A 12,994-nucleotide genomic window follows, 5' to 3' on the forward strand; every position below is an offset into this window, starting at 1 on the left:
CCTGCCTTAGCCTATGCCTCATTTTAAAGAAATTGAAATATTTAGACGCACACCCGGAGGTGAAATTCGCGTCGGTCGATTCGCGTCGGTGTGGTACAATTTTCATGAATCTTGCCCTGTCTGTGTTTTGGTTTTGTTTCACCCATTGGGTGAAACGGTTTAAGTATGTAACCTATTATACCGGCAGGGCTTTTCTTGTTTTTGACTTGTCTAAAGAGATTTCAGGGTAAAATGTCATAAAATTTTTTCTAAGCTTTGCCGATACTTCCCGAAGGCAAGCGTAAGAATTTCATCAATCGGGAATATAGGAGAAAATTGAAGTGTCTAACTTTAAGAGAATCATTCTGGGCAGTTTGGCAATCTCGATGGTTGTGTTCGGTGCGAATACAGTATCCGCTGAGTCCATGCCGGGAAAAGGTGTTACGGTTCGACCTATTGAAGGTGTGAATCTTGAAGAGAAATTTCAGCATCAGATCATTTATCGGGCGTTGGAACAGCTTGGTTATGAAGTTGCAGACCCACAGGAAGTCGAGTACCAGACTATCCATCTTGCGCTTGGCACAGGTGATGGCGACTTCACGGCAGTACATTGGGACCCGTTGCACCTGGTATTCTTCAATGAATCGGGTGGCGAAGAGACAATGACGAAAGTCGGCGAGTTCATCGCAGGTGCGCTCCAAGGTTACCTCGTTGACAAGGCATCTTACGAAGCCGGCGTCACCAATCTGGGTGACCTGAAAGATCCGGAAGTCGCAAAGAGATTCGACGCCGATGGAAACGGAACGGCTGACCTCGCAGGGTGTGTTCCCGGCTGGGGTTGCGAGCGAGTCATTGAGCACCATCTCACTGAATACGGTCTTCGGGACACGGTCACACATAACCAGGGCGCATACAGCGCAATCATCGCCGAAACGATTGCCTTGGAAGAGGCGGGCGACCCGATCATCTATTACACATGGACACCGTTCTGGGTATCCGGAGTGCTCGTGCCAGGTGATAATGTTGAATGGATTGAGGTTCCATACTCATCCTTGCCGGACGGCCGCGAAGCCAACACTGAGTTCATGGGCATGGAACTGGGCTTTGAGGTCAACAGTCTTCGTGTGGTCGCAAACAACGATTTTCTGAACGCCAATCCGGCTGCAGCGAAGTTGTTTGAACTTGCGAAACTGGACATCAATGAAGTGTCTGCACAAAACAAGAAGATGCGCGATGGCGAAGACTCTGTAGCAGACATCGCTCGACATGTTGACGAATGGATCAGTGCCAATCAGGCAACATTCGACAGTTGGGTAGCTGAGGCCAGAGCCGCAGGAGGCTGAACTGTTGCATTTGCGGGGAGAGCGGGCACTCGCTCTCCCTGTAATTTTTGGGTTTTGCCGCTCCCAACTTGTCAATCACTGCAGCGAACCGTCTCGAACAGGGTTCGCCAACCAAGCGGATAAAGATCAAATTCGCATAAGTGACACGGCGGATGAACCAGCACCAGACTAACGACGGACTGCTGAATCAACGAGTCGGACGTTCCCGAAGAAAGAAAATCCGTAAAGATGTGCGCGAGGCGATGCTTCCGGCACTTGAATATGGAATTCCTCGAATTGAGCCCCTGTCCGCCGAGCAGATTGCCCGAATCCATGGCGCTTCGATGGATATCCTCGAGAATGTGGGTGTCGTATTTCGTGATCCTGTGGCAGTAGCCGACTGGAAACGCGCAGGTGCCGATATTCGGGACGGTGATCGGGTTCATCTCGATCGGGACATGGTAACCGAGTTGATCAGTACAATCCCGTCTGAAATCACCTACCACGCACGCGACCCTGAGAAAAGCATCAGGATTGGTGACAAAAGCGCAATGCTGATTCCCATGGCAGGTGCGCCTTATCTCAGGGATCTCGACGACAGACGACGTGCGCCAACGCTTGACGATCTGGCCATGTTCCACAAACTGTCTCACATGGCCCCTTCACTGCATTCAACATGCCACCATATTGTGGAGCCGATGGATCATGTTGTTGCACATCGCCACTTGAGAATCACCTATTCATCCATGAAGTACTCCGACAAGACATTCATGGGAATGACGACATCGGAACGAAATGCCGAGGACGTTCTGGACATGTGTGAGATCTTGTTTGGAAAGGACTTCCTGGAAACACGCCCTGTCATAACCGGCAACTGCAACGGCAATTCACCTCTGCTTTGGGATCAGACCATGCTCGGTGCGATGCGAGCATTCAATCGACGAAACCAACCCATCTTGTGTTCACCGTTTGTATTGGGCGGTGCCAATACGCCTGCATCGACTGCGGCAGCGGTGGCACAGCTGAATGCTGAGGCTTTATCAGCCCTCGCTTATACGCAGGTCGTGAGAAAAGGCTGTCCGGCGATTTACGGACACTACCTTTCGACTGTATCGATGCAATCCGGCGCACCGATGGCGGGCACCCCGGAAATCAGCCTGATGAATTTCATGATCGGTCAGCTTGCCAGGCATTACAACATACCGTGGCGCACCTCAAATACATTGGGCGGTGCCAAGACATTTGATGCGCAGGCTGGTTACGAAAGCGCTTCGACCATGATGGCAGCGTTGCTTTCCGGCGCACACTATGTATGGCATTCAGCGGGCTGGAATGAGGCTGGCATGCACTGTTCTGTGGCGAAATTCATGGTTGATGTCGAGCAATGCGCCATGGGGTACCGCATGGCACAAGGGATTGATTGGAGCGACTTCGATGAAGCGGTGGATGCCGTCTCTGATGTCGGACCCGGAGGTCACTACCTTGGACACCCTCACACGCTCCGGCGCTTTCAGGATGCGTTTTTCATGCCGAAGCTGTTTGACAATTCAACATTCGAGCAATGGTATGCAAATGGTGAGGTTGAGGTCACTGAACGAGCCTTGAAAGCGGCCCGTGAATTGCTCAACGCGTACGAGGAACCAAAACTCGAGGATTCTGTCGATGAAGCCCTGCTGGATTTCATCGCCCGAAGGGAACGTGAAATTCCGGCAGTTGATGAGTTGAATCAACGATACTGACAGCGACGGATGATGAACCGCGCGCCGAGTCCCGCACATTGTGATGACCCAATATCCTTCGAAGAGTTGCATGACCAGCTTCCAGTGCAGGATTCATTCATTTTGAGGCCACGCGCATTGACTGGTTCAACTCGACTTTTCGGTAGACGGTATGACCTGTTTCAGTGCTAATTCCATTGGTAATTCACATAGTATTATGCGGTTTGGCATTTCGCCGGGCATATAATTTTCGTGACGTACAATGAACTTGAATTATGCGGAAAAACTTGACTTGAATTCATCTGATTCAGAGTAAAATACGCCGAATTCTTGTCATGAACTGAAATTACAATCTCAATTACTTCGCTTGGATTGATTTGTCCACGATGCCCATCTTTAATTGGTCCGTAAATTATGGAAAACATAGACGATATTGATCTTTCATCATTGTCTGACGACGAACTGGTTGAGCAGATGCACGACGATCTGTATGACGGCTTGAAAGAGGAAATCGAAGAGGGAACCCATATCCTCCTGAGCCGGGGATGGGAGCCTTATGCGGTCCTTCAGGATGCCTTGGTTGAGGGAATGCGGATTGTTGGTATTGATTTCCGTGACGGAATACTTTTTGTACCAGAGGTTCTCATGTCAGCAAACGCCATGAAAGGAGGGATGGCAATTCTACGCCCACTTCTTGCAGAAACTGGCGCGCCCACTATTGGCAAGATGGTCATCGGCACCGTCAAGGGCGATATCCATGACATCGGCAAGAACCTGGTCGCGATGATGCTTGAAGGTGCTGGATTTGAAGTGATCAATCTGGGAATAAACAACCCCGTCGAAAACTATCTTTCCGCACTTGAGGAGCACGAACCCGAACTATTGGGAATGTCCGCATTGCTGACGACGACGATGCCCTATATGAAAGTTGTCATCGACACTTTGGTCGAACAGGGTAACCGGGATGATTACATCGTTGTTGTTGGTGGAGCCCCACTGAACGAAGAGTTCGGAAATGCAATCGGAGCAGATGCCTACTGTCGTGATGCGGCTGTCGCTGTAGAATCCTGTAAGGAATTGGTAGCTCAGTTTCGGGCGGCAAGCTGATCAAGACCTTTCTCTTCAGTTTTACTCTCTCCCGACCCTATCCCCCGGCTATGACTGAAACCGTTTTATCATCACCGACAAAAACGGTTGTGATCGGTTACGAAAAACCGTTTTGCGTAATTGGCGAGCGAATCAATCCAACGGGAAGAAAGCTTTTGGCGGCTGAAATGGCTCTCGGCGATTACAGTCGGGTTGAAGCGGATGCTCTAGCCCAGATTCAGGCCGGAGCACATATGCTGGATGTCAATGCCGGCATTCCTCTGGCGGATGAACCCAAGATACTGGCCGAAGTGGTTCAACTTGTTCAGTCGCTGACTGATATTCCTCTGGTATTGGATTCTTCCATTGTCGCTGCATTGGAATCCGCATTGGCCGTATACAAAGGACGCCCGTTGGTGAATTCTGTGACCGGAGAGGAAGAGCGGCTGGAAACGGTGTTGCCCCTGGTCAAGAAATATGACGCTGCAGTTGTCGCGATTTCAAACGACGAAACCGGAATATCGGAAGACCCTGATGTACGGTATGAAGTGGCAAAGAAAATTGTCGAAAGGGCAGAGGACTATGGAATTGCTCGCTGTGATGTGGTTGTCGATCCGCTTGTCATGCCGATCGGTGCGATCGGCCAGGCCGGTCGTCAGGTGTTCAATATCGTTCACAGACTACGCACTGAACTGAAGGTGAACACGACCTGTGGCGCTTCCAATATCAGTTTCGGATTGCCGAATCGTCAAGGTTTGAACGCAGCGTTCCTGACAATGGCCATAGGTGCTGGAATGACCTCGGCAATCACCAGCCCGTTACATCCCGAAATCATGAATGCCATCATGGCTGCCAATGTCATGACGGGCACCGATCGGGAATGTCGGACGTGGATTGCAAAATTCCGCGAACCGATTGGTGATCTTGACAGCGTAGAGAGAGCCAGTCGCCGTAATCGAGCCCGAAGACGAAGGGCGGTGCACTAGTTGTCGAGACTCGCTGTCCTCGGCTGTCGGCAAACACCTCCGACCGTTAAGTTTCTGAAATTGAGTCCTGATTTCAAGGTTGACCCAGGATGACGCAGAATACTGATTCCATGGTGGTATTCACCCCTTCCGGGCGGCGGGGTCGGTTCCCAAAAGGTACAACAATCCTTCAGGCCGCACGTTCACTGGGTGTGGATTTGGATTCGGTCTGTGGCGGTCGCGCAATGTGCGGACGCTGTCAGATCGAATTGAGCACTGGCGCTTTCGCCAAGCATGGCGTTGAGTCTCGAACCGAGCACCTGAGTTCGCTGAGTGCGGTTGAGACGGAGTACGCCAAGTCTCACGAGCTGCGGAACGGACGCAGATTGGGGTGTTCAGTCCAGATTTTAGGGGATGTGGTGATTGATGTCCCTCCGGAGAGTCAGGTTCATCGTCAGGTTGTGAGAAAACGCGCTGAAGTGCATGCAATCAACCTGAATCCTGTCGTTCGAATGTACTATGTCGAGGTGCAGGAACCGAACATGCACGATCCGTCGGGCGACCTGCAGCGCTTGAAAGACGCACTGGAGTTTGATTGGAGGCTGGAAAATCTTTCTTGCGACTTAAAGCAAATTCAACAGTTGCAAAGCGCCTTGCGGGAGGGCGAGTGGAAGGTTACCGCCGCGGTGCATGACGGTTCACAGATCGTTGCCGTTTGGCCCGGCTTCAGGGATCAGGCTTACGGATTGGCGATTGATGTAGGTTCCACTACGATTGCCGCACATCTTTGCGAGTTGTCAAGCGGTCAGGTTGTCGAATCGGCTGGCGTGATGAATCCGCAGATCCGATTTGGTGAGGATCTGATGAGCAGGGTTTCCTATCTGATGATGAATCCCGGACACGAAAAGGAAATGACTGATGAAGTGCGCCGGGCAATTCAGAAACTATCTGAAAATGTAGCGCAAGCCCATGGCATTGAGGTCGAGGATATTCTCGATCTCGTATTTGTCGGCAATCCGGTGATGCAGCATTTGCTGTTGGGGATCAGTCCGATCGAGCTTGGCGGCGCACCGTTCGCCCTGGCGACCGACGAGTCCGTCAGCATCTGGGCGAACGAACTGGATCTTTCCCTTCATCCGAATGCGCGCGCTTTCATTCTGCCATGTATCGCAGGCCATGTCGGAGCTGATGCGGCCGGAATGGTGCTGTCCGAACAGCCATACCTCAGTCAGGATAACATGCTTCTTGTCGATGTCGGCACCAACGCAGAGATTGTCTTGGGAAATTGCAACCGACTGGTTGCGGCATCCAGTCCCACCGGACCGGCTTTCGAAGGGGCTCAGATCAGCAGTGGTCAGCGTGCGGCACCGGGTGCCATCGAACGATTGCGAATTGACAAGGAAACCTTGGTTCCAAAGTTCAAGGTTATCGGATGTGATCTGTGGTCAACACAGGAGGGATTCGAGGACGGAATCAGGGATTTTGGAGTAACCGGAATTTGCGGTTCAGGAATCATTGAGGCCATCGCAGAAATGTACCTGGCTGGAGTGATCGATTCTGACGGAGTCATTCAGGGTGGCCTTTCGGCCCGAAGTGAGCGAATCATTGCCGATGGCCGTACCTTCTCCTATGTGATTCAGGATACCGCTCCGCGAGTTGTCATCACGCAGAATGATGTCCGTGCGATTCAACTGGCAAAGGCCGCTTTGTACGCCGGAATTCGTCTGCTGATGGACCGTCTGGCTTTGGAACAGGTCGACGTGATTCGACTGGCCGGCGCGTTCGGGAGTCATGTCGACGTCAAGTATGCAATGGTGCTGGGCATGATCCCGGACTGTGACCTGAGTCAGGTCACCTCGGCGGGAAATGCTGCCGGAACCGGAGCACGGATTGCCTTGCTGGACCGTAACTCCCGAAGCGAGATACGCCAGGTCGTCCGCAACATCGAAAAAGTCGAAACCGCGGTAGAACCTAGCTTTCAGACTTACTTCGTCGAGGCGATGGCCATTCCACATCGGTCAGCTTCGTTCCCGCAGCTCGGCAAGGTTGTGGATTTGCCGAAATCGGCAGGTTCATCGGATCACCAGTCGGGTCAGCGTCGAAGACGACGACGAGCCGCCAATCGGGAAGGCTGATGGCGGTTGACCTCAAGATCAGCGGTGGCCGGGTTATTGACGGTACCGGCGGCGAATCAAGAATTGCTGATGTAGTCGTCGACAAAGGCCGAATTACAGGTGTCGGTGAATTTCCAGATACTGCAGCGATCAGATTGCTGGATGCGCAAGGCAAATGTGTCGCACCTGGATTCATTGACGCCCACACTCACGATGATCGTGTGCTGTTGTCCTCACCGGACATGTCCTGCAAGATCAGTCAAGGGGTGACAACAGTCGTCACCGGAAACTGCGGCGTCAGTCTCGCTCCGCTTGCGAACGTCGACCCACCTCCTCCCCTGAATCTATTGGGTGACAGACAATGGTATCGGTTCGGCACCACCGCCGCCTACGTCAGTGAGTTGCGCAATGAGCCTGCGGCCGTCAATTCCATGATGCTTGTCGGGCATTCGACGTTGCGGGTTTCAACGATGGACCGTTTGGATCGCCCAGCGACCGCAAAGGAAATTGTTCAGATGGAAAGATTGGTTGATGCAGCCATGCAAGAAGGCGCGAGCGGGTTCAGTACCGGGCTTGAATATCCACCGTCGATCCAAGCCTCCGAAAAGGAAGTCATTGCACTGGCGAAAAGAGCTTCCATGGCTGGCGGAATCTACACTACACACATGCGCAACGAAAGTGATGATGTGCATCTTTCGATTGGAGAGACGGTTCGGGTTGCCCGGGAGGCGGACATCAGTACTGTGATTTCCCACCACAAGACCTGTGGCAAGAATAATTTCGGCAGGACCTGCGAAACACTGCCGCAGATTGAGGCAGCAAAGAAGTCCGTTCAACTCAACTTTGATGTCTACCCTTATGTCGCCAGTTCCACGTCTTTGCTTCCGCAGTACCTGAGCAAGGCAGATCGTGTGCTGATTACATGGTCTGATCCTCATCCTGAATGCAGCGGAATGGAACTGGAGAAAATCTGTGAGAATTGGAACGTCAGCACCGCTGAAGCTGTTGATTTGCTGTCTCCTGCAGGTGCCATCTATTTTCAGATGGATGAGGAGGATCTTCAGCGGGTATTGAAGTTTCCAGGGGCGATGATCGGCTCTGATGGATTGCCCAGTGATCGTTTTCCACATCCGCGTCTATGGGGAACTTTTCCTCGCGTATTGGGACACTACAGCAGGGACCTTGGGCTATTTTCACTGGAGGAGGCAGTTGCGCGCATGACCGGCAATACGTCGGACACCTTTGGAATCGCCGACCGAGGCTTTATCAGCAAAGGCATGTGTGCAGACATAGTCGTATTCGATCCTGAAACAGTCATCGACCGGGCCAGTTTCGAAGATCCGTTACAGCCGGCAGCGGGGATTGAATGGGTCTTCGTCAATGGTGAACTGGTCTACGAAGACTGCCAATGGACTGGAAGTCGTCCCGGCATGCTTTTGTCGCGCGCCGCTTGACCGATATCTTGATTCCTACGTTCTCACCGACGGGCACCCACCTGTCCTGAAACTGAAACAGTGATCTGGGACTCGATGAAGACCTTGTGCCCTCCAAGGCCGTTGATGATGTTGTCATTGCGTGAGACATCGATACTCGCTTTTTCCGGATTCATCGATACTGCACGAACTCGGGCAAGTGATTCGAGTTCCTCAATTGCCACATCAGCAGCTTTTTCGAGGTCGGAAAAATCCTGAACTCCGCTCGGAGTGTGTATGCGGTAGACTCCTTCTGCCGGTGACGTGATCAGTCCTGACACGCGCTGGGACACATCGCCGGCGGCAGCGCCTACGGCATTCCCGACATTCGAGTATTCAGGTATGTCACACGGGAGATTCAGCCGCGAGGCTACCTCAGGATAAAACGGCGATGCAGGTGCGCCCACCACCGCCAGTGTTCCGTTGAGGGTTAACTTCACGTCGACCAACTGTGAACCAGACTTGGATATCGCCTTGTTCAGAAGATAGTCACTGGTTTTCACCGGACTGGAGTGCGTCGACTCCGAGCGAACTGCTGCCATAACCAGTGATTCGCAGGACTTGTGAATCACCGCTTCGATCACTTCTTCGCAGAAGCGCTCCGGGCTGTCCCAATTCGCTTCCATGCCATTGGCAAAACCCCTGGTCCAGAGTTGGGCTGCGAGTGTCGCCGCCTCTACAGACCATCGATCCATCATGCCCAGTACATGCAGGGCGTCGGTCGGTGTGAACGCACACAATTGCACCAGGTCCAGGGTGCGAAGTCGGTTGAACGCACGCAGCATCCGTCCGTCCCGGAGAAGTTCTTCACAACTGACAGGTCCGTCTTCGAGCAAATCCCATAATTTCTTGTCAATTCTGCTGAGGTTCTGGACATCCACAGTTGATCTGCGGCGAGTAAGGAAACATCCCTGATATTCCTGTGGGTTACGCTTCAACTGTTCTTTCAGGGTTTCGACGACTGGATGGTGTTGGTGGCTGAGAGAACAGATGGGCATGGCGCGATTCGGGCCTATTTCGATCGGACTGGCAAACGAGACCTGACTGTCCCCACCCAAGCCCACCGTGTAGACATCAACGGCTTCAACGAATGTCTTGAACCCGCCGATGTGCGCACCTTTGTGATCAATTCTGGGTTCCCCGCCACTAAGGATTGCGATGTCTGTTGTCGTGCCTCCGATGTCCGAGACGATTGAGACATCGCAGTCCGACAGTCTGCTGGCACCTACAATGCTGGCCGCCGGGCCGGACAACACGGTTTCTACCGGCCGCACCTTGGCGACTTCTGCACTGATCATCGAGCCATCTCCCTTGACGACCATGAGGGGAGCGCTGACTTCATGAACTTCGAGCTCTGTGGAAACCGTCTGAACCAATTCAGCGATTGGAGCGATCAGCCGTGCATTCAGAACCGCGGTAGTCGCGCGGCGCGGGGCATCGAGATTCGCTGTCAACTCATGGCTGCAAGTGACCGGCCGGTCGGAAAGTTGCATGATAAGGTTCCTGACAGCGATCTCATGCGCATTGTTCCGGACAGAAAACATGCCTGCGACGGCGAATGCAGAAACACAGTTCGCATACTTGGCTACCGCAGCTTCAACCTGTTGCAGGTCGATCGGTTGCGACTCGTCGCCATGGGCGGTATGTCCGCCATTCAGAAAGACTGCCGGGTCTCCACGCAGGGCAGTATTCAGTTGTGCCCGATTCAGGGATTCCGGCTTATGCCCGATCAGCAGCAGACAGACAGACCCGCCGCGTCCCTCCACTATGGCATTCGTAGCCAGGGTAGTTGAAATTGCAGTGACCGTGATACACTCTGAGAGCGGTTGCTCAGCGCAATCAATTCGATTGATGGCATCGCGGATTCCGACCGATAGATCATAATGTGTGGTCAGTGTCTTGGCGGTTCGAACCACCCCTATATCGTTGTCATACAGGACCGCGTCGGTATAGGTTCCGCCTGTGTCGATTCCGAGGCGCATAGTCGGTCAGCCAGATAGATCAGGAGACGATCAGATTCTCTATGGGACCTGATGTCAGATCGGATACAGGGCGCGTGAGTCCAGGGAATCGCACAGGCATCAGGCAAAAACAGAATTCCGCCGACTGAAACCAATCGGGTCAGTCGCTTCCCTTGATTCGCACCACGATGCGCCCAACAATCGATCCGTCCATGAATTGATCAAACGAAGCGGGAAGGTTTTCGAAATCAACGACCTCTTTTACAATCAGATTCATGTCTGCGGGTTTTAGATCCGAACACATTCGCTCCCATGCCTTGTCTCGGACTTCCCGAGGCATCTCAAGCGAATTGATACCGAGCACAGACACCCCTCTGAGTATGAAAGGCATCACTGTCGTCTTGAAGCCGACTCCACCGGCAAGTCCAATTGATCCGATATTGCCCCAAGGCTTGACGGTTCTGGTCAGCCAACCTAGAATATCACCGCCTACATTGTCAACTGCGCCACCCCACTGGGCTCTCTCCAAAGGTCGGTCACCCATATCGAGACTATGTCGATCGATCAGTTCGCCGGCCCCAAGTGTCCGAAGATAATCTTCATGTTGTTTCTTCCCCGACAACGCGATGACATCGTAACCCAAACCCGAGAACATACTGATTGCGAAACTTCCCACCCCTCCGGTTGCACCGGTCACAACAATGGGGCCGCGTTCGGGAATCTGTCCGTTATCTTCCATTCTGATCACAGCGATTGCCGCGGTAAAACCGGCAGTGCCGAATGCCATCGCATCATATTCCGTTAACCCTGAAGGCATTGGCACAACACAATCACCTGGAACCCTGGCGTATTCGGAGTAACCCCCGTCGTGAATTTCAGACAATCCACAACCCACGACCAGTACAGAGTCGCCTTCCTTGTAGCGCGCATCATTCGAAGCGGCGACTTTGCCTGCCAGATCAATTCCGCCATTCAGTGGATACTGTCGCAGAATTCGTCCCTTTCCGGTGGCAGCAAGGGCATCTTTGAAATTGATCGTCGAATAGCTTGTCTTGATTACAACATCGCCATCAGTCAACTCGTCGACCGACATGTTCGTGAAATTCGCAGATATGGATTTATCTTCGCCTTGGCTGATACGGTAACTGCGGAACGATTCCATTTTGTTCTCCTTAGATTTTGGGGTTGGGTCGGAAACTCGATGCAAGGAAACAGGTCGAATCTGAATCGATGGTTCCAGAATTAATTCGAAATCTCAATAGCATGCGGTATTTTATAGTACGTTATCGACGTAACGCACACAACCAACACCGATCTGTCTGTCAGGTACCTGTTCAGCTTATGGGTTGCCGAATAACAATTTCGAGGGCACGAGCATGGCAGTTGCTCCGGGTTGCGCACTTCGGCTTGGGTGTGCGACAAGGTCCCATAGTCCGGGTCAGTGGAGGCGACATTCAACCAGTGAGATAGGCATCGCCATGTTTCCTATAATTTGGGATTTGATGAACTGATCTTGAACGAACTAGGAGCGTCCCGTGGCAGAGGAAACAATTTTCAGTAAGATTATCAGAAAGGAGATTCCGGCAGATATCGTCTATGAGGATGATCTGGTGCTGGCTTTTCGTGATATTGCACCGCAAGCGCCTGTACACTTTCTGATCATTCCCAAAAAAGTGATTCCAACCGTGAACGATATAGCCGAAGACGATGAGCCGATGCTCGGCAGGCTGTTTTCGGTTGCTGCAAGACTTGCAAACGAACACGATGTCGACGAAAGTGGCTATCGCCTTACCGTCAACTGTAACTCTGATGGACGCCAGGAAGTATTTCATCTGCACATGCACCTGATGGGTGGACGCCAGATGCAACGCATGGGGTAGGGTTGGCTGGTCTCCGACTCAATGAGGATCCTCGGTCGGAGACGTATAAATGGGAACTGAAAAAAACTCAATATCCAGGCATGTACTCGGATGACGAGTCATATTCGCTTAATTGATCATTCAGTTTGCGTTTCCGTGCCCTCCTCGTCGGGCTGTGCTTTACCGACCTGCTCAACTTTAACGACGCCGTCATTGTCGAAAAAGATTGTCACTCGCTCCTTGAATACCTCACTTCGCGGATTACCGACGATCAGCAGCACGTAATCCCATCGATCCGGATTGAACGTGTCGACCAATAGGGGCGTACCCAAAATACTCTGCACCTCCTCCTTGGTCATTCCGACTTGTACTTTTGTGATGTCTTCAGCCTCTGCAATCTGTCCCTGATGGATGTCCGGTCGATGGATCGCACAGCCAGCCAACACAATCACGCCTGCGAGCGCAATACACAACACATAATGTTTTTTATAAAATAACACGATTATCTTATTGAAATA

General features: G+C 52.2%; 10 protein-coding genes. 7 read left to right on the forward strand and 3 right to left on the reverse strand.

What is annotated here, in order from left to right; translation table 11 throughout:
* The first annotated feature begins 320 nt into the window (after positions 1 to 320).
* The 6 genes from proX (at position 321) to OXI60_02940 (ending at position 8,638) form a co-directional block, all read left to right on the forward strand.
* Positions 321 to 1,322, forward strand: coding sequence for a glycine betaine/L-proline ABC transporter substrate-binding protein ProX (gene proX, locus OXI60_02915; protein ID MDE0308769.1), 1,002 nt, complete (start codon positions 321 to 323; stop codon positions 1,320 to 1,322).
* Between the two features lie 152 nt (positions 1,323 to 1,474).
* A complete protein-coding gene (locus OXI60_02920; GenBank protein ID MDE0308770.1) occupies positions 1,475 to 3,040 on the forward strand; it encodes a trimethylamine methyltransferase family protein in 1,566 nt (521 codons plus the stop codon).
* Between the two features lie 393 nt (positions 3,041 to 3,433).
* Positions 3,434 to 4,126, forward strand: a complete 693-nt coding sequence (locus tag OXI60_02925) for a B12-binding domain-containing protein (GenBank protein ID MDE0308771.1) — start codon at positions 3,434 to 3,436, stop codon at positions 4,124 to 4,126.
* An 89-nt stretch (positions 4,127 to 4,215) separates the two neighbouring features.
* A complete protein-coding gene (locus tag OXI60_02930) occupies positions 4,216 to 5,091 on the forward strand; it encodes a dihydropteroate synthase (protein MDE0308772.1) in 876 nt (291 codons plus the stop codon).
* An 89-nt stretch (positions 5,092 to 5,180) separates the two neighbouring features.
* Positions 5,181 to 7,205 (forward strand): ASKHA domain-containing protein, encoded by a 2,025-nt coding sequence (locus OXI60_02935; protein ID MDE0308773.1) that lies wholly within the window; start codon positions 5,181 to 5,183, stop codon positions 7,203 to 7,205.
* Positions 7,205 to 8,638, forward strand: coding sequence for a D-aminoacylase (locus OXI60_02940; GenBank protein MDE0308774.1), 1,434 nt, complete (start codon positions 7,205 to 7,207; stop codon positions 8,636 to 8,638). The genes OXI60_02935 and OXI60_02940 overlap by 1 nt, the downstream gene beginning before the upstream one ends.
* Before the next feature lie 23 nt (positions 8,639 to 8,661).
* Here the strand turns inward: OXI60_02940 and OXI60_02945 are convergent, their stop codons facing one another.
* Together OXI60_02945 and OXI60_02950 are read right to left on the reverse strand one after the other, a co-directional pair.
* Positions 8,662 to 10,638, reverse strand: coding sequence for a hydantoinase/oxoprolinase family protein (locus tag OXI60_02945; GenBank protein MDE0308775.1), 1,977 nt, complete (start codon positions 10,636 to 10,638; stop codon positions 8,662 to 8,664).
* Between the two features lie 139 nt (positions 10,639 to 10,777).
* Positions 10,778 to 11,779, reverse strand: coding sequence for an oxidoreductase (locus OXI60_02950; protein MDE0308776.1), 1,002 nt, complete (start codon positions 11,777 to 11,779; stop codon positions 10,778 to 10,780).
* Between the two features lie 373 nt (positions 11,780 to 12,152).
* Here OXI60_02950 and OXI60_02955 point away from each other — a divergent pair, with 373 nt between their 5' ends.
* Positions 12,153 to 12,497: a histidine triad nucleotide-binding protein gene (locus OXI60_02955; GenBank protein ID MDE0308777.1), complete on the forward strand. Its 345-nt coding sequence runs from the start codon at positions 12,153 to 12,155 to the stop codon at positions 12,495 to 12,497.
* A 116-nt stretch (positions 12,498 to 12,613) separates the two neighbouring features.
* On the opposite strand, the gene bamE is transcribed toward OXI60_02955, so the two are convergent.
* Entirely contained in the window at positions 12,614 to 12,976 is a 363-nt protein-coding gene (gene bamE / locus OXI60_02960; GenBank protein ID MDE0308778.1) for an outer membrane protein assembly factor BamE, read from the reverse strand.
* Positions 12,977 to 12,994 lie beyond the last annotated feature (18 nt).

It is taken from the genome of Acidiferrobacterales bacterium, from assembly GCA_028820695.1.
Taxonomy (GTDB): Bacteria; Pseudomonadota; Gammaproteobacteria; order Arenicellales; family JAJDZL01; genus JAJDZL01.